Origin of the sequence: Anaerolentibacter hominis (genome assembly GCF_032380675.1) — a bacterium.
In the GTDB taxonomy this organism is placed as follows: domain Bacteria; phylum Bacillota; class Clostridia; order Lachnospirales; family Lachnospiraceae; genus Anaerolentibacter; species Anaerolentibacter hominis.
Map to the genome: position 1 here is coordinate 418,526 of NZ_JAWDIX010000001.1, position 17,559 is coordinate 436,084.

Below are 17,559 nucleotides of genomic sequence, written 5' to 3' on the forward strand. Positions count from 1 at the left end.
TTATTTACCAATACCAGCTGTGTACTTTCGCAGCCTGTATTCCCATATCCACACATGCCATTATCATTGCGAAGAAGGTGAGCAGCACCGTCAGCACCACAGCTCCTTTATCATAGATTATCTTCTCTGTTTTCTGCTTGAAATTAAAGAACAGGACCTCCACGCCAAGCAGAATAAAGATCAACGGCCAGAATGCAAAAATAATTTCATAGCTCAGTGCCGGAATAAAGAGATGTAATAAAAACAATAGTCCGAATACGACCAGAAGGATACCAAAAGTAAACGTTCCTACTCTGTGGACCCGATTCATTTTTCTTCCTCCTTTTCAGCCGTATTTTCCGCTTGATGATCAGGCAGCGCCGGATAATCGCTGTCCATTTTTTGCTTTTTGCCTCTGATCAGCTGTACACCCAGCATAATAATAAGGACGCTGATGACCAGCTGCGGAATCCGATAGGATATAAAACTCAGCGGATTCCAGATAAAACTTGGCAGCAGCCAGCTAAACAGTGAATTTACATTCTGCAGCAGCAGGGTACCGCCCGCCACGATAAGTACCAGAGCCGTTACCTTGCGGTATTTCTGAAACAGCAGATAATTCAGATCCCCTTCTCCGCCAAGATGGAAGATAAAGTCATCCTGTGTTTCCATAAACACATCATCCGGGAGAGAATTCAGGTTGTGCACATCAAAGAAACCGTAAAACCATACGATCGCATTCAGAAAGAGCAGCGGTCCCAGATTAAACCAGGTAGAGAGTGCCAGGACTGCAAAGAACAGCGCCATGATGCTTACACCCCTCTTCATAAAGCCCATGTACATTTCACCGGCCCCCGGCAGCAGTGAAAAACAAAAGGTTAAAAACTTACTTTTCTTTTTTCTATTCATGATGAAAAACCTCCATATTTAATAATTGATTGGAAAACTGATACATCTGGGCACAAAATTTATTCGTTGCCTGATTTAATGATTTAGTCAGCGAAAAGGCTGCTTCGCCGTCTATAACCTCTGTAATGGTGTCTTTCGGACCAACGGGCGGTTCCTTCATGCCGCTGAAATCTCCCGGAGTCAGAAGCAGCATAAAGACAGCCGCAGCTACAATACTTCCGACTTTAAGGCTATACAGTATCATTTGCCTTCTCCTGTCACGGGGAGTGAGGATAGGGGTACGTCTGGCTTCTCTCAGAATATTTTCCTTCAGATAATGAGGAGCCTTGATCAAACCATCATTCCTTTGCTTATCATCCATTTCACAGCCGCTCCTTTCTGTATTTCTTTTTCAGCATATCTTTTGCTCTGTAAATCTGTGTTTGAATCGTCTTTAAATTTTTGTTTCTCTTTCGGGCGATCACCGCAGGCTCCAGTTCTTCGCAAAAATAATCGACGGCGACTTCCCGGTAAGGAGGCTTTAGTTCTTCACAAAAAGTTCTGAGTTCCTCCTGAACCTGCCTGTTCAGCACGGATTCTTCCGGGGATTCACCCTGATCTGCCACCGCGAGGAAAAATTCCTCTTCCGAAGGTATGATTTCTCTTTTTCCGGACCGTCTAAGCACATCCAGACATTTATTTCTGGCTATCCGGATCAGCCAGGCTTTTTCATGCTGACGATCAAAGGCAGCCAGATTCCGGTAAGCGGCCAAGAAGGTTTCCTGGGTCAGATCCTCTGCTTCAAAATAATCATTTACCATCCGGTAACAGATCGTATAGATCAGATTTTGATATGAATCAATCAGTGATTCCAAATATTGTTCCGCATTAATCTTTCCCACCTCCTCGCCTCTTTTGTTTCCCTACACACATATAAACGGCTTCGGTTATCATTTATCTTCAACTTTTTTAAATATATTTTTATTTGTTAAAAAAGTTCGTTCGTGCATAGCAAAAGCGCCGTCTGAGGCGCTTTTGCTATGTGTTCAGAACCATTATTCAAACCAGATCAGCCGGCATATTCATCTTTCATCACATCCCAGGGCGTCAGCATACCGATCAGCCGTTCTTTGCTTGTGCCATGAGGGGTCAGAAAAATACCCGCCAGACGCTTGCCCTTGGACGATGTCCGTTCAAACGCATCTCTGGCCTCCATAAAGGTCGTGTCTTCATCCATAAAGCGGAAGGTCTCACTGCAGTGACGGTGAATAGGAAGAAATTCGGCGAAATCCCCGACTACCGCGTCCTGACGAATTGTAATATCCGGATGGGCCAGGACATAAGAGAAAATGGTACTGACGCTGAATACGCCCTCTATCCCTTCGTCTGTGATAACAGGCGTATGAGAAAATCCACGCTTCTCCATATTTTTCATCAGGGTGAATACGTTTTTTTCATAGTGGGTTTTCAATATCTGATCCAACGGTGTACAGAAATCAATGGCCAGGGGCGGCTGATTTACGAAATCAATCACCTCGTTTAATGTGTCGATGAGGGCCTGCGCAGGCTCCACGACAGATTCTCCTTCCAGATCGGCACGGTGGACAAGAAGGTTGCGCACTTCACGGCAGAGATCCAGCCGTTCTTTATACAGCCGTCCTTCTCTGCGGTTCATAAAGTCAAAGATCGGACTGGAAAATTTCCGGTCTTTCTCTTCATATTTCATACTCAGAGTTTCTTCCAGTTCTTTATATAAGTTCAAAAATTCATCTGCTCTCATGCGCGAACCCCCAGTTTCCTGGCCTGATCCAGTTCCTCTCTGCCGTCAATTTCACCGGCATTATATACCCCGGCAGCCTGGATCACATCTGTCAGTTCCCAGCCCAGGTAGCCGACCGCAAGCCGGGTGCTTTCGATACAGGGAACGATAGACTCCCCTGTTTCAGACGCATAAGTAAGAAGCAGCTTCGCCTCCTTAATATTGTCGAAGGCCTTGCCTTTAGCCACAAACAGACGGTCAATCACACTCTTCATCTGCCCTGTCAGACCTGCATAGTAGATTGGGGAGGCTATGACTGCAAGATCAGCCTCGCGGAGGGCGTCATGTATCTGGCCCATATCATCCTTCTGGATACACACGCCGTCATGGGTATGACAGTATTTACAGTCCAGGCAGCCATGAATATTCATTTTAGCAATATTAAACCGTGTTACCTTGTTTCCGGCCTCCTTTGCACCCTGAATAAAAGCATCTGCTAATCTTGCCGTATTTCCGCTGTCACGGCAGCTTCCTATTAAAACTACTATCTTTTTCATCGTAGTTTAAAATCCCCTTTCTTTTACGTCTTTTTGATTATTTAATTATACCATAACTGCAGCATATTTTGGTAGTTCTCTGGATGGAGATCGAAACGCAAACGTTTGCTTTAAATTTCATTGTTTTGCGGTTCGGCCTATGATAAAATAAATATTATAAAAACGGACGTGTATTCAGATAATAAGTATAAAAAAGGGATATTGCCTGCCAAAAGCAGGGGCATAACCGAACAAACAGACAGGAAGGGAGTGGGGTTTGTGGTTAATTTGGCAGTCGTACATGGCGGGGGACCGACCCCTGTGATAAATTCTTCCCTTTACGGCGTTGTGAAGGCCGCCAGGGAGAGCGGACGGATTGAACGGGTATATGCGGCGATCGGAGGGACGGAAGGGATTCTGAAAGAACGGTTTTTAGACCTTCTTTCCTTTCCGGAGGAAAAATTAAAACTGCTCTTAAAAACGCCTGCCTCCGCCATCGGCACATCCAGGTTTCCGCTGAGCGCAGAAGATTATAAGGCGATGGTGCCTGTGTTTAAAAAGCATGATATAAAATATGTACTTTTAAACGGCGGGAATGGAACGATGGATACCTGCAATAAGATTTACCATGCCTGTGAGGGCGAGGATATATTAGTGGCGGGCATTCCAAAGACAATAGACAATGACATTATAGGAACGGATCACACGCCGGGTTTCGGAAGCGCAGCCCGCTATGTGATTGAGACCGTCCGGGAGGTGGGTGCAGATGTGCGGGCTATGCCGGAGCATATCTGTATCATAGAGACGATGGGGCGTCACTGCGGGTGGCTTGCGGCTTCGTCAGCACTTGCCAGACGCAGGAGGGGAGACCCGCCGGACCTGATCTATCTGCCGGAAACACCCTTTGATATGGAGGAATTCCTGGAGACAGCCAGTTCCCTGTACCGGAAGCAAAAGGGGGTTGTGGTGGTAGTCAGCGAAGGAATCAAGGATAAAGAAGGCAACTCCATTACAACGTCCAGGCAGTTAAGAGGAAGAACTCTTTTTACCGGAGGCGGGGCGTCCAGGGCCATGGCAGACGAGATGGTAAAACGTCATGGCATTAAGACCAGGACAGAAGTGCCCGGCCTTGCAGGGAGAAACTGTATGGCTCAGCAGTCGTCCGTGGACCGCGAGGAAGCGGTACAGACGGGAGAAGAGGCGGTGAGAACCGTGCTTCGGGGCGAGAGCGGCGTCATGATCGGGTGTGAGAGAATACCGGATAACGGCAATTATAAGCTGCGGTTCGTTCCGGTTCCGTTGGATCAGATTGCAATTGAGGGACGTCTGGTCCCTGAGAAATATATTGATGTTCCCAACCATGATGTGACGGATGAATTTCTGAACTGGTGCCGTCCTCTGATTGGAGATGAACTGCAGGAGTATATTAATTTTGAATCTATATATGAAGGAGAGAATGGATTATGAAACACATTTTACTGAATCTGAAACGTTTTGACATCCCAAAGGAATACGGCGGGGTCAATAGTCTGGCTCCGGTGAAAACCTGGGCGAAGACGATCGTGGAGGGAACACAGGAAGCTTTGAAGAAGTACGGCGGTGATGAGGTGGAATTTGTGATGTATCTGCCTGAGGCTCACTTGATTCCGGCTGTGGACGCACTCTGTGAGTCTTCTCCTGTACAGATCGGCAGTCAGAGTGTCTTCCGCGAGGATACCAGTGTGGGCGGCAACTTCGGAGCTTTCACCACAAACCGTACCGGAAATATCGTGAAAGAGATCGGCTGTACCAGCACAATTATCGGACACTGTGAAGAAAGAAGAGATAAAACAGGAATTTTGGCAGAAGCCGGTGTGACGGATACCGACGCGGTCAACCGTCTTTTAAATAAGGAAATCAAAGCGGCAATTGGGGCGGGGCTGACTGTCTGCTATTGCATCGGTGAATCGGCAGATGAACAGGCGGACTGGGAAATGGTTCTGAAGAAACAGCTTACAATTGGGCTGGACGGCGTGGATACGAGCAAGGTTACCATCGCCTATGAGCCGATCTGGGCAATCGGACCTGGTAAAACACCGCCCGACAGGGATTATATCAGCAAGATCGGGAAGTTTATTAAAGAGACTACCGGCGGTATGGATGTGGTTTACGGCGGCGGCCTTAAGGCGGATAATGCCGAAATGCTGGCATCGATTCCGGAGATTGACGGCGGACTGATTGCGCTGACCCGTTTTGCAGGCGACATCGGATTTTATCCGGAGGAATATCTGGAGATTATTTCTATCTATATGGGGAAATAGGAAAGTTAAAATAGTATAGACAGTTAATGAAAGGAAGGTTATTTATGAAAGTATCATTTGAATATGGCAAAGGACTTATGGATGCGGTGCTGCCGGATGACAGTACGGATATTTTTATTCCGGGAGAGACGGTTGCGGACCCTCCGTACATTCCGGAGGATCAGATTGAAGCAAAAACACTGGAATCCATCCGCAATCCTATGGGGATGGACCCGCTCACCAAGCTGGCATTTCCGGGGGCAAAGGTTTCCATCGTTTTCCCTGACCGTGTAAAAGGCGGCGAGCAGCCTACCGCTCACAGAAAAGTATCCATTAAGCTCATCCTGCAGGAGTTGTACAGCGTAGGCGTGAAAAAAGAGGATATTATGCTGATCTGTTCCAACGGGCTCCACAGAAAGAATACGAAGGAAGAGATCCGCGGTGTCCTGGGCGATGAATTATTTAATGAGTTCTGGTATACCAAGCAGATCATCAATCACGACAGTGAAGATTACGACCATCTGGTAGACCTGGGAACCACTGACAGAGGTGACCCGGTGCTGATGAATAAATATGTGTATGACAGCGATGTAGCTGTTCTCATCGGCCATACACAGGGAAATCCTTACGGCGGCTATTCAGGAGGATACAAACACTGTGCGACCGGAATCACCCACTGGCGTTCCATCGCTTCTCACCATGTGCCAAGCGTCATGCACCGGAAGGACTTCACTCCGGTCAGCGGCCACTCTCTGATGAGAACAAAATTTGATGAGATCGGCCAGCATATGGAAAAATGCATGGGCAAGAAATTCTTCTGCTGCGACGCGGTTCTGGATACCAAGTCCCGACAGATTGAGATTAACAGCGGCTATGCCAAAGTAATGCAGCCCTATTCCTGGAAAACTGCGGACAAGAGGACCTATGTGCCTTTCGCTAAGGAAAAATACGATGTAATGGTGTTCGGAATGCCACAGTTCTTCCACTACGGAGAGGGTATGGGCACTAACCCGATCATGATGATGCAGGCGATTTCCGCACAGGTAATCCGCCATAAGAGAGTCATGAAAGATAACTGTGTTATCATTTGTTCTTCGATCTGCAATGGGTATTTTCATGACGAGCTCTGGCCGTATACCAGAGAAATGTATGAGATGTTCCAGCATGATTATATGAATATACTGCCGGATATGGACCGCTATGGCGAGTACTTTGCCACCAATGAAGAGTATATCCGGAAATATCGTTACTGCAATGCATTCCATCCGTTCCATGGCTTTTCCATGATTTCCTGCGGACATATTGCGGAGCAGAATACCGGAGCCATCTATGTGTGCGGCGCACAGGACCCCGGCTTTGCCAGAGGGATGGGATTAAAGACCAGAGCTACGATCAATGAGGCGCTGGAAGATGCGAAGAAGATTGTCGGCGCAAATCCGAAAATCCTTGCTCTGCCGGGCGCATTCAAGAGCAGCGCTGTCCATCTGATGATGGCGGATGAAGTGTATGAAGGTTAGCTTGCGGGATCAGAGATCTGCATCTTGACTTACCATAAGACGGTTCGTGAAGTGTGTCGGTGTTTGTTAGGCGGCAGATTTCTGAATAACATATTAGCACTCCTTGTTTGAGAGAAAGCACTTACGGGATACCCGGGGTGCTTTCTTTCGTTTAAGATCAGATAAAACGGCAGCTCTGGCGTTTTACGATATAGAAGGGAAGTTCCACCTTCATCGGCAGCTTATGTCCGCCTTCGATCCGGTCGATCAGAGTTCGGGCGGCCTGCTTTCCTATTTCATCCAGAGGGATGTGAACAGTGGTTAGCAGAGGGGATACATACTGGGCCAGATCAATATCGTCGATGCCGATGATAGAAATATCTTTGGGGACTTCCCGGCCCATATCTTTCATGGCTCTCATAGCGCCGATGGCGGTCATATCATTGGCACAGAAAACAGCGGTCAGGGTCTTCGTCTGTTCCAGCAGACGGCACGCACCGTAATAGCCGCCTTCTGCGGTCTGCTCGGTATTCACAATAAAAGAAGGACCTACATCGGATTTGCGGCGGGCCAGAAATTCCTGATAGCCCTTAAAGCGGACTTCATGGGAGGTTTCGCCCAGATATGCTATTCTGCGGTGGCCCAGCTGCCAGAGATAGTCCATCGCCTGAAGACTGGCATCGTAGCCGTTGCAGGTGATCTGGTCGATGGCCGAATCAATATTGTTAAGGCCCGCGTAGAGTACCGGCTGCCTGGTCTGGGACAGATCCTTCAGAAGCTGCTTTTTAAACCGTCCGAGAATAACCACGCCGTCGGCCTGATCCTGTTTCATCTGCCGCAGCAGGTCGGGCGCCGCAATATCATGTACCGAAAAGCTGTATTTCAAAATATAATTATTGCCGTAAGCCTCCGCCTCCATCGCTCTTGCGATCTGTGAAAAGAAGGGGTCGGATGTGGCGTCTCCCGACCGGGCAAAGATACAGGCCAGGGTACGTGTACCGGAGGAGGCGGACATCCCTGCCGTACCCATTTTCAGACTCCTGGCGTTTACATTTGGCCGGTAGCCCGTCCGGCGGACGATAGACCAGATTTTATCCTGCACCTCTTTGCTGGCAGGAGAGGGCGTCTTTTTATTGATAACGCGGGATACCGTTGAGACGGACACACCCGCTTCTTTGGCAATTTCTTTCAGGGTCATGGACTTGCTTCCTTTCAGAATCGTGTTAGTATTATTTTAGACGATAGACAACAAAACTGCAATCCGTTACAATAAAAGAGGAAAAGTGCAGCTTTTCAGAACATAGACAGGAGAAAACAGTGGCAGAACAGATAAATTTATTGACAGTTGAGAACATGAGCAAAAGCTATACGGAACGTATGCTCTTTGACAAAATAACATTTGGTATCAGCAGCGGAGATAAGATTGGCGTGCTGGGCATCAACGGCACCGGAAAGTCTACTCTGCTGAAGATTCTTGCAGGAATAGAGGAGCCGGATGAAGGGAATGTAACAAAGGGAAATCAGGTCCGTATTTCCTACCTGGCCCAGACACCTGCATTTGACGGGGACAAAACAGTTCTTGAAAATGTGATCCATGGTAAAAATGGAAGAAATGATTACTGGAATGTGGAAGGAGAGGCCAGGGCAATGCTGCAAAAGCTGGGGATTCTAAGCTGCGACGCGGCGATGGATACTCTTTCCGGCGGGCAGAAAAAGAGGGCTGCGCTGGTGCGTACGCTGCTGGACCCTGCCGAAATACTGGTCTTGGACGAGCCGACGAACCACTTGGACAATGAGATGGCCGAATGGCTGGAAGACTATTTAAACCAGTTTTCAGGAGCTTTTATTATGGTAACCCATGACCGTTATTTTCTGGACAAGGTCACCAATCAGATCCTGGAGATCGATAAAGGCAAGGTTTATCAATACCGCACGAATTACTCGGGCTTTCTGGAGTTAAAAGCCCAGAGGGAAGAGATGGAGCTGGCGACGGAACGGAAGAAAAAGAGCCTGTACCGGCAGGATCTGGAATGGATGATGCGGGGCGCCAGAGCCCGTTCCACAAAACAGAAAGCACATATTGAACGGTTTGAGGAACTGAAAAACAGGGCCCGGCCGGAGGAAGAGAAAAGGGTAGAGATCAATTCTCTTTCCAGAAGATTAGGCGGTAAGATCGTAGAGTTAAACCAGGTGGGGAAAGCCTATGAAGAACGGATTCTGTTCCAGGATTTTACCTATATTCTTCTAAAAGGCGACCGGATCGGGATTGTGGGTCCCAATGGCTGCGGCAAAACGACGCTGCTAAAGATAATGACCGGAATCCTGGAACCAGATTCCGGATACGTGGAGATCGGACAGACCGTAAAAATCGGGTATTTTTCTCAGGAAAATGAATATATGGATGAAAGCCTCAGGGTGATAGATTACATTCGGGAGACGGCAGAGTATATCCAGACACAGGACGGCAGCGCCACCGCCTCCCAGATGCTGGAACGGTTTTTATTTCCGGGGCCGGTTCAATATGGAAGAATTGAGAAGCTTTCCGGCGGAGAGAAGAGACGTCTCTATTTGCTGAAGGTTCTGATGGAAGCGCCGAATGTATTGATTCTGGATGAGCCCACTAATGATCTGGATATTCAGACCCTGACCATACTGGAGGATTATCTGGATCAATATGACGGGGTGGTCGTCACGGTTTCCCATGACCGGTATTTTCTGGATCGGATTGTCAGACGTATTTTTTCCTTTGAGAGCGGCGGTGTGATTGTGCAGAATGAGGGCAGTTACACAGACTATTGGCTTTCCAGACGGGAAGAAGAAGGAGAGTTTTTGCCGGAACCGGAGGAAAGGAAGGTTGAGAAGCCGAAGCGGGAGCAGACCAAGTTAAGCTATGGGCAGCAGCGGGAGCTGGATGGCCTGGATGAAATAATCAGCGGCCTGGAAGAAAAGATTGACAGGATACAGAAAGAGATCGAGGAAAGTGTCAGCAACTATATGAGGCTCTCGGAGCTGATGGCGGAAAAGGAAGCTATGGAAAAAGAGCTGGAGGAAAAAACGGAGCGGTGGATTTACCTGACGGAGCTTCAGGAGCAGATAGGGAGGCAGTAATGAGATTCAGACCTTGCATTGACATTCACGACGGAAAGGTAAAGCAGATTGTAGGCGGAAGTCTTCGGGAAGAAAGCGGCCGTCCAAAGGTGCAGGAAAACTTTGTCGCAGAGCAGGATGCCGGCTATTTCGCGGAATTATATAAGAAATACGGTCTGACGGGAGGCCATGTGATCCTCTTAAATCCCAGAGGAACGCCGGAGTATGAGCAGGATCTGGCACAGGCGGCCCTGGCCCTTAAGGCGTACCCGGGAGGTCTTCAGATCGGGGGAGGCGTTACCTCGGAGAATGCAGTTGAATTTATCAAAATGGGAGCCTCCCATGTCATTGTAACCTCCTATGTGTTTGAAAACGGAAGGATTCGAAGGGACAGACTGGATAAGCTGAGAGCCGCTGTGGGGAAGGAACATCTGGTGTTGGACTTAAGCTGCCGGAAGAAAGAGGACAGTTATTATGTGGTAACGGACCGGTGGCAGAAATATACGGATAGCACGGTAACCCCTGGCCTCTTCGGAGAGCTGTCGGAGTTTTGTGATGAATTCCTGGTGCATGGAGTGGATGTGGAGGGGAAGGGCTCCGGCATAGAGGAAGAACTGGTCGGGATTCTGGCAGAGGCAGCGGATAAAATGGTAATTACCTATGCTGGCGGCGTGCGCTCGGAAGCAGATATCAGAAAGCTGCGGCTATTAGGGCAAAATAAGATTGATGTGACGATCGGCAGTGCGCTGGATCTGTTTGGAGGGGAACTGCCCTTTGAACAGGCGATTGGGATATGCGGAGAAGAATAGATTTTTTATCATGGGAGTAGATAAGACTCCCACCTCTATAGGTGGTGAGTAAATAGCAAATTCGTCATGGTGGGAGCCCAGTCTCCTTCCAAGATAAAGCCTCCGGCACCTTGGTTCTTTTTGGAATATAAAGACAGCCTTATCGGATTCGAAATTCGTGAAACAATATTTCCTGATGCAATGAATAGCCACAGGAGAGGTCTATAATAAGACGATAGGTTCCCCTGGTCAGGTATTCGTAGCTGCCCAGGTAGATCGTGCCATACAGGCTGTTTCCGTTAACAATCCCATCTCCCCAGGAGTAAGCGGTATTCAGTGCTATCTTGTTATAAGGTACTCGTTCCCAGCCGTTTTTTGTTTTTCGTTCAATCGCCACATTCATGATGCTTAACCCGAAATCCGTAGAAAAATCTTCATTCGGATCGATTCTATAGATTAAAATCCCTCTGCCTTTCAGCCTCTCATTCACCGTAAGAGACAAATTTTCTGAACGCGGACTATTTCTATAGTCCCCTTCATTTCTTTTCGAGGAAGTGTTGACTTCCTTTACTTCTACATCCATTCCATGAAAAATCTGTTCTTTCAGAAAATCGACGTGTTCCGGTGTAAATGTATCAATGTGTAAGGTAATATGCTGTCTCAGGATATCACTTGTATGAAAACAGATACAGTCATTGGGCGGGGCTACATTGAGCGTGATAAAGCCTTCCCAGCTGACCAGGAACAGATCCGGGTTTTCCTGCGCTTTTTCCTTCATCCGCAGATAATCAATCTGTGTGGCATATTTTCTGGATAAAAGGGTATGAGCTTCTCTGCTGGGATCTGTCATAAATGCAACCTTTGCCTGGATTCCCTTTAGCATGGTTTCTTTCAGCCATTCCAGGTCCTCTCCTTCAGCCGAACTATAAATGATAAACTCTCCGTTTTCTTCTGCGACAGCACTAAAGATAAAGTTGCGTTCGGTATGCCAGAACATCAGCTGCGCCTTGCATAATGCCGGCATAGAAATGTCCATCGGATTATTTTTACTGTATTCTTCCATGTTCTGAAAAAGTTTTTTATTTGCCTGCTTTACGGACCCGTTGGGGGAACATGAGGTACAAACTATTAATAAGAATAAACCAATTATGATAAGAAGAGTTTTTCTGCCCATAACTATTCCTGCCTTCCGGTATAAAACTATGTATACAATAAAATTGTACAAAGCTATTACAATGATTGCAACAATAAACTCACGGATCATGCATAGCCACGCAAAGAATACAAAATCGGAAGAAAAAATGTCGGCTTTCTTAAGAATTTCTTTTGTTTCCAAAAGTTCACAATTCTGTCATGTTTACCCCCTATAGTAAATGAACGTGAGCATGCCAAATGGCTGCCGCCGTACATAGAAAAATGATTTTACATATAAGATAGAAGAGACGTATCGGCCTGAAGCAGAAAGGTATGGGTAAGTGTAAAAGTGAGAAGATATATATTAGGGCTTATGCTGGGCATTTTATGTCTGACCGGCTGTGAAAAGCAGGCGGCAACTACCAACGATGCACAGGTGATTGAAACACAGAATCCTGAGCTGGTGGGGGAAAGTGCTGTTGGATGGGAACAGATTCAGCAGATACCCATAGAAGAATATACAGACTGGGACGACGATAATGCCACCCGGATTCAGCTGACCGGTGAAGACGTAAAGATCAGAGGCGGCGGCTGTACGGTAAAGAAAGATATTGTACATATTAAAAAAGCGGGTACTTATATCGTGGAGGGGACCTGGGAAGATGGTTCTATCTGGATCGAGGCTAGGAAAGAGGATACCGTCCGCCTGGTTCTCAACGGAGTAAATATGAAAAATTCGGATGGTCCGGCTATCCTGTCCAGGACCGCTGCCGCAACGATTATTTCCCTGGCGCCGGAGAAAGAAAATACAATAGCGGATGGCAGGAAACATACCGATACGGGGAAAGCGAAGGCGAACGGCGTCCTGACCGTGAAAGGCAGCCTGACCATAAACGGAACAGGTACCCTTCATCTGACCGGCAATTATAAAAATGGGATCAGCTGCTCCGGAAATTTATCTATTCTGGATTCCACCCTGACGGTGGATGCCAGGAAAACCGCTGTGCAGAGCCGGGACGTCTGTTCTGTCAGGGGTGGCAGGCTGGATCTGGAATCCGGCAGCATGGGAATCCGGACGACAGGAGAACAGGGGATTCTTGCAGTGGAAGGCGGCGTGATTCAGATCGAATCGGAGAAGAACGGGATCGACTTATCGTCAGGGCTCCTTGTGAAGAGCAGCAGTTTTTCTATCAAATCCGGCGGCGGTTCCGTACAGGACCCATTTGGCAAGGAGATGCAGGCGGCCAGGGGTATCGAAGCAGCAGACCGCATTGATATTGAACAGGGAACCTTTCAGATTGATTCCTCGGATACCGGCATATTCGGCGGCGAGGCTATGGTAATTCACACCGGAAACATTGTGCTGAGCAGCAGACAAAACGGAATCCGGACGGAAGACGGAATCCGGATTGAGGATGGAATTGTGAAAATCCAGGATTCTTTCAATGGAATAGAGGCCGGCGGATTGCAGATGGAGGAAGGAGATCTGTTTATCACGGCCAGAAACAGCGGCATGGTGTGCGGGGGCGGGGTTACGATTCATACTTCCTCCCGCAATGCGGGTGAGAAGCAGGAAGACGGCGGAATTGTGATCAATGGGGGAGCAGTGACCATTCTGGCCGAGATGTCAGGGCTGGATATTAACGGTTCACTCTTTCTTAAGGAAGGAATCCTGACGATCTATTGTCCGGACTATGTGGAGGATAGTATCATTAACTTAAGCGGATCGTGCAGCATTACCGGCGGTACGCTGATGGCATCAGGAGGAGGCGGACAGACGAACCTGTCCGGCGGAAGCTCACAGCAGCCGATATTGATGGTCAGGTTAAAAGAGGTGCAGAAATCCCAGACTCTTCTGACCATATTAAATGAGAAGGGGGAGAATGTATTTGCCTGTGCTCCTGTAAAGGATTATAAGACCGTTGTGATCTGTTCAGCTGCCCTGGAACAGGAAAAGCAATATGAATTATATCTTGGCGGTGCAATCGCCGAGGTGGCGGAAAATGGTATTGCCGCAGGGAATCTGCTGGAGGTGGGAAATCTGACGGAATCTTTTAAAATTGAGGGACTGGTTACATACGCAGGTGATTTTCCTGGACAGAATGAACAGAAATAGCGCTTTACCCGCACTTGTTCCCATTGTGGGGGAAACAGAAGAAAAATAGTCCTTATTTTAGACCCTGCGCCCAAAAAAATAAAATATTTTGCATGTAAAAAAGCCTGTTATTCCAATGGATTGCAGGCTTTTTGCGTTTCCAGGAAAAGGGAAACTTTACAAAAAGACTTGATTTCTTACAGAAACATGATATAATTATTACATAAATGTTAACAATCTGCTACGAAATATTACGAGCGGAGAGTAAGGAGTTTATTATGAAATGTAAGAAATTAGCAGTTCTTTTTTGTATGATGATGGCAGCGGTACTTGCCTTTGTACCGGTTAAATCTGCCAGAGCCGCACAGGCTGTTCCGACACAAGAAGAAAATGCAATTCCTGAAAATACAGAAGCGAAACCGGAAGACGATACACAGACGGGTGAGGATACCAGCAAGACCGACGACTCCATAGAAAAAGAGAATGACGGTACCGGCAAGGAAGATGTCGATAACACAGAAGCTGGCACTGCAGATCAGGATACCGAAGATACTGAGGAAAAGAACGAAAAAGAAGAGAAAAAGGAAGACAAGAAGAAAGATTCCGATAAAAAAGAGAAAAAAGAAACCGTAAGTTATACGAAGGCGGAGCTGCGCCTTATGGCTTCAATTATCTTTTGTGAAGCCGGCAATCAGAGCTATAAGGGTAAATTAGCGGTGGGAAGCGTGGTTATGAACCGTATGAACAGCAAACGCTTTCCGGACAGCTTAAAGGGTGTTATTTATCAGCCTTATCAGTTTTCACCGGTAAGAAACGGTATGTTAAAGAAGGCGCTGGCCAGCTATGACGCCGGAAAGTTTACCTCCAAGAACCATAAGGAATGTATCAAAGCGGCAAAGGAAGCCCTCTCAGGCGAGAATAATATGCCCGGATATCTGTTTTTCAGCCGCTACAGCAGGAGTTTATCTTCGAAACATCCGAATGGAGCAAAGGTACAGGATCACTGGTTTTGGAAATAAGGAAAGTATAGGACTGAGGTCCGGCGTAAGCCGGGCCTCTTTTTCATGACACAGGAAAGTTCTCCAAACCTCCTGTGCGCACTCGCGTAAAACAAACGCCGGCATGCTGCGCAACCGTCTTATTGTTGGAGAAAAACGGCTTAGCTGACTGCGCTTTGTTCGAATTGCCCGTATGTCTGTCATAAATTATGGAAATAATGTCGATAGACAAGGCTGCCGCCGGGGAAAGTATTAAAAAACTCTAAAATCGTCTGTTTTGGGGGATTTCCTTCCATATTTTTTCAAAAAAGGTCTTTCCCCCTGAGTGAAAGTGTGCTATTATACATCGTGTAGCGTTTCCGAGTGAAACGATATAAGCTGAGGTGGCATGGAACAGGACGTCTTAGGCATCCTTTCCTCAGATTAAAATCTCTTTGGAGATCAGCGTCTGAGTGCCCCGGGTTTTTTATACGCAGGCATAAGCAGCCACCTGGCACTTCGATTGCCAATGCAGCTTAATATTACAGGAGGAGCAGATATGGAAGAAAATGTTTCCCGTAACTTCATTGAACAGATTATCGATAAGGATATCGAGGAGGGCCGCTGTAAAAAGGTTGTGACCCGGTTCCCGCCCGAACCCAACGGTTACCTTCATATCGGCCATGCAAAGTCCATATTATTGAACTATGGCCTGGCGCAGAAATATCACGGTCAGTTCAATCTGCGGTTCGATGATACGAACCCGACAAAAGAAAAAACTGAATTCGTGGAATCCATTATCGAGGATGTAAAATGGGTGGGAGGGGATTTCGGAGATCATTTGTACTTTGCCTCCGATTACTTCCAGCAGATGTATGAGGCCGCTGTCAAGCTTATTAAGAAGGGCAAGGCTTTTGTCTGTGATCTGACCGCCGAAGAGATGAAGGAGTACAGGGGTACCCTGACGGAGCCCGGAAGGGAAAGCCCGTACCGCAGCCGTTCTGTCGAAGAGAATCTGGCCCTTTTCGAAGGTATGAAGAACGGTGAGTTTGCGGATGGTTCCAAGGTACTTCGTGCCAAGATTGATATGGCGTCCCCCAATATTAATATGAGAGATCCGGTTATCTACCGAGTTGCTCGTATGTCCCATCACAATACAGGAGATAAGTGGTGTATTTATCCGATGTACGACTTTGCCCATCCGATTGAGGACGCGATAGAAGGCGTCACTCATTCCATTTGTACGCTGGAATTTGAAGATCACCGCCCGCTGTATGACTGGGTTGTGCGGGAGCTGGAATATGAGAACCCGCCGAAACAGATCGAGTTTGCCAAGCTGTATCTGACAAATGTGGTCACCGGGAAGCGTTATATCAAGAAACTGGTGGAAGAGGGTATCGTGGATGGCTGGGATGACCCGCGCCTTGTCTCGATTGCTGCACTGAGGAGAAGAGGTTTCACACCGGAATCCATCAAGAAGTTTATGGAGCTTTGCGGCATTTCCAAGAGCAACAGTTCTGTGGACTATGCCATGCTGGAATACTGTATTCGTGAGGATTTAAAATTAAAGAAGGACCGTATGATGGCCGTGCTTGATCCGATCAAGCTGGTAATTACCAACTATCCGGAGGAACAGGTAGAATATCTGGATGTACCCAATAATCTGGAAAATGAAGAAGCGGGTACGAGAAAAGTGCCTTTTGGCCGTGAACTGTATATTGACCGCGAGGATTTTATGATAGATCCTCCTAAGAAATATTTCCGCCTGTATCCGGGAAATGAAGTACGCCTGATGAGTGCTTATTTTGTAACCTGTCAGGACTACATTACGGATGAGACCGGAAAAGTAACGGAGATTCACTGTACCTATGACCCGGAGACCAAGAGCGGTTCAGGCTTTACCGGCAGAAAAGTGAAGGGGACCATCCACTGGGTGTATGCTCCTGCTGCGGTAAAAGCGGAGGTCCGCCTGTACGAGAATATCGTAAACGAGGAACTGGGTGTATATAATGAAGACGGCACCATTAATGTAAATCCCAACTCCCTGACAGTTCTTACGAATTGTTATCTGGAGCCTGCCCTGGCAGAAGCGAAGGCATATGACAGCTTCCAGTTTGTCCGCCACGGTTACTTCTGTGTGGACTGTAAAGATTCCAGTCCGGACCATCTGGTATTTAACCGAATTGTATCGCTGAAAAGCTCTTATAAACCAGGAAAATAAACTTTTGAAATGGAGGATTGACAATTATGAAGTTAGTACCATTAGGAGATAAAGTTGTATTAAAGCAGTTAGAGGCGGAAGAGACCACCAAATCGGGAATCGTTCTTCCGGGTTCCGCACAGGAAAAACCACAGCAGGCAGAAGTTGTTTCTGTGGGTCCGGGCGGAGTTGTTGACGGAAAAGAAGTCGTAATGCAGGTGAAAGCAGGCGATAAGGTAATTTATTCCAAATATGCAGGAACTGATGTGAAACTGGGTGAAGAATCCTTTATTATCGTAAAGCAGAGCGACATTGTCGCAATCGTAGAAGATTAATCAGGA

17 protein-coding genes are annotated in these 17,559 nt (G+C 47.3%); 9 read left to right on the forward strand and 8 right to left on the reverse strand.

Annotated elements, in window-relative coordinates:
* Window positions 1-4: 4 nt before the first annotated feature.
* The 6 genes from ABCW47_RS01790 to ABCW47_RS01815 all read right to left on the reverse strand — a co-directional run bounded on the left by ABCW47_RS01790 (window position 5) and on the right by ABCW47_RS01815 (window position 3,183).
* The gene (locus tag ABCW47_RS01790) at window positions 5-310 is read right to left on the reverse strand and encodes a LiaI-LiaF-like domain-containing protein (RefSeq protein ID WP_343208150.1); all 306 of its coding nucleotides are present in this window, start codon (window positions 308-310) and stop codon (window positions 5-7) included.
* Window positions 307-888, reverse strand: coding sequence for a hypothetical protein (locus ABCW47_RS01795; RefSeq protein ID WP_343208151.1), 582 nt, complete (start codon window positions 886-888; stop codon window positions 307-309). Before ABCW47_RS01795 ends, ABCW47_RS01790 begins: the two co-directional genes overlap by 4 nt.
* Entirely contained in the window at window positions 881-1,249 is a 369-nt protein-coding gene (locus ABCW47_RS01800; protein ID WP_343208152.1) for a hypothetical protein, read from the reverse strand. Before ABCW47_RS01800 ends, ABCW47_RS01795 begins: the two co-directional genes overlap by 8 nt.
* A gap of 1 nt (window position 1,250) precedes the next feature.
* Window positions 1,251-1,769, reverse strand: coding sequence for an RNA polymerase sigma factor (locus ABCW47_RS01805; protein ID WP_343208153.1), 519 nt, complete (start codon window positions 1,767-1,769; stop codon window positions 1,251-1,253).
* Between the two features lie 167 nt (window positions 1,770-1,936).
* A complete protein-coding gene (locus ABCW47_RS01810) occupies window positions 1,937-2,647 on the reverse strand; it encodes a CBS domain-containing protein (protein ID WP_343208154.1) in 711 nt (236 codons plus the stop codon).
* Window positions 2,644-3,183: a flavodoxin family protein gene (locus tag ABCW47_RS01815; protein WP_343208155.1), complete on the reverse strand. Its 540-nt coding sequence runs from the start codon at window positions 3,181-3,183 to the stop codon at window positions 2,644-2,646. The genes ABCW47_RS01810 and ABCW47_RS01815 overlap by 4 nt, the downstream gene beginning before the upstream one ends.
* Before the next feature lie 258 nt (window positions 3,184-3,441).
* On the opposite strand from ABCW47_RS01815, the gene ABCW47_RS01820 reads away from it, so the two are divergent.
* Genes ABCW47_RS01820 through ABCW47_RS01830 form a run of 3 tightly spaced genes read left to right on the forward strand, consistent with a single transcriptional unit; the run spans window position 3,442 to window position 6,958 of the window.
* Window positions 3,442-4,629 carry a diphosphate--fructose-6-phosphate 1-phosphotransferase gene (locus tag ABCW47_RS01820; protein ID WP_343208156.1) on the forward strand — a complete coding sequence of 396 codons (1,188 nt, stop codon included), beginning with the start codon at window positions 3,442-3,444 and terminating at the stop codon, window positions 4,627-4,629.
* Entirely contained in the window at window positions 4,626-5,462 is an 837-nt protein-coding gene (locus ABCW47_RS01825; RefSeq protein WP_343208157.1) for a triose-phosphate isomerase family protein, read from the forward strand. The genes ABCW47_RS01820 and ABCW47_RS01825 overlap by 4 nt, the downstream gene beginning before the upstream one ends.
* 44 nt (window positions 5,463-5,506) lie before the next feature.
* The gene (locus ABCW47_RS01830) at window positions 5,507-6,958 is read left to right on the forward strand and encodes a lactate racemase domain-containing protein (RefSeq protein WP_343208158.1); all 1,452 of its coding nucleotides are present in this window, start codon (window positions 5,507-5,509) and stop codon (window positions 6,956-6,958) included.
* Window positions 6,959-7,115: 157 nt separating this feature from the next.
* On the opposite strand, the gene ABCW47_RS01835 is transcribed toward ABCW47_RS01830, so the two are convergent.
* Complete coding sequence (locus tag ABCW47_RS01835) at window positions 7,116-8,135, reverse strand: LacI family DNA-binding transcriptional regulator (protein WP_343208159.1); 1,020 nt, start codon at window positions 8,133-8,135, stop codon at window positions 7,116-7,118.
* A gap of 131 nt (window positions 8,136-8,266) precedes the next feature.
* On the opposite strand from ABCW47_RS01835, the gene ABCW47_RS01840 reads away from it, so the two are divergent.
* A complete protein-coding gene (locus tag ABCW47_RS01840) occupies window positions 8,267-10,045 on the forward strand; it encodes an ABC-F family ATP-binding cassette domain-containing protein (protein ID WP_343209570.1) in 1,779 nt (592 codons plus the stop codon).
* A complete protein-coding gene (hisA, locus tag ABCW47_RS01845; RefSeq protein ID WP_343208160.1) occupies window positions 10,045-10,833 on the forward strand; it encodes a phosphoribosylformimino-5-aminoimidazole carboxamide ribotide isomerase in 789 nt (262 codons plus the stop codon). Before ABCW47_RS01840 ends, hisA begins: the two co-directional genes overlap by 1 nt.
* A 139-nt stretch (window positions 10,834-10,972) precedes the next feature.
* On the opposite strand, the gene ABCW47_RS01850 is transcribed toward hisA, so the two are convergent.
* On the reverse strand, window positions 10,973-11,986 hold the full coding sequence (locus tag ABCW47_RS01850; protein ID WP_343208161.1) for a hypothetical protein: 1,014 nt from the start codon (window positions 11,984-11,986) through the stop codon (window positions 10,973-10,975).
* Between the two features lie 309 nt (window positions 11,987-12,295).
* Here ABCW47_RS01850 and ABCW47_RS01855 point away from each other — a divergent pair, with 309 nt between their 5' ends.
* The 4 genes from ABCW47_RS01855 to ABCW47_RS01870 all read left to right on the forward strand — a co-directional run bounded on the left by ABCW47_RS01855 (window position 12,296) and on the right by ABCW47_RS01870 (window position 17,553).
* Window positions 12,296-14,062: a carbohydrate-binding domain-containing protein gene (locus ABCW47_RS01855; RefSeq protein ID WP_343208162.1), complete on the forward strand. Its 1,767-nt coding sequence runs from the start codon at window positions 12,296-12,298 to the stop codon at window positions 14,060-14,062.
* A gap of 257 nt (window positions 14,063-14,319) precedes the next feature.
* Window positions 14,320-15,060 carry a cell wall hydrolase gene (locus ABCW47_RS01860; protein ID WP_343208163.1) on the forward strand — a complete coding sequence of 247 codons (741 nt, stop codon included), beginning with the start codon at window positions 14,320-14,322 and terminating at the stop codon, window positions 15,058-15,060.
* Window positions 15,061-15,577: 517 nt separating this feature from the next.
* A complete protein-coding gene (locus ABCW47_RS01865) occupies window positions 15,578-17,239 on the forward strand; it encodes a glutamine--tRNA ligase/YqeY domain fusion protein (RefSeq protein ID WP_343208164.1) in 1,662 nt (553 codons plus the stop codon).
* A 26-nt stretch (window positions 17,240-17,265) separates the two neighbouring features.
* On the forward strand, window positions 17,266-17,553 hold the full coding sequence (locus tag ABCW47_RS01870) for a co-chaperone GroES (RefSeq protein ID WP_343208165.1): 288 nt from the start codon (window positions 17,266-17,268) through the stop codon (window positions 17,551-17,553).
* The last annotated feature ends 6 nt before the right edge of the window (window positions 17,554-17,559 follow it).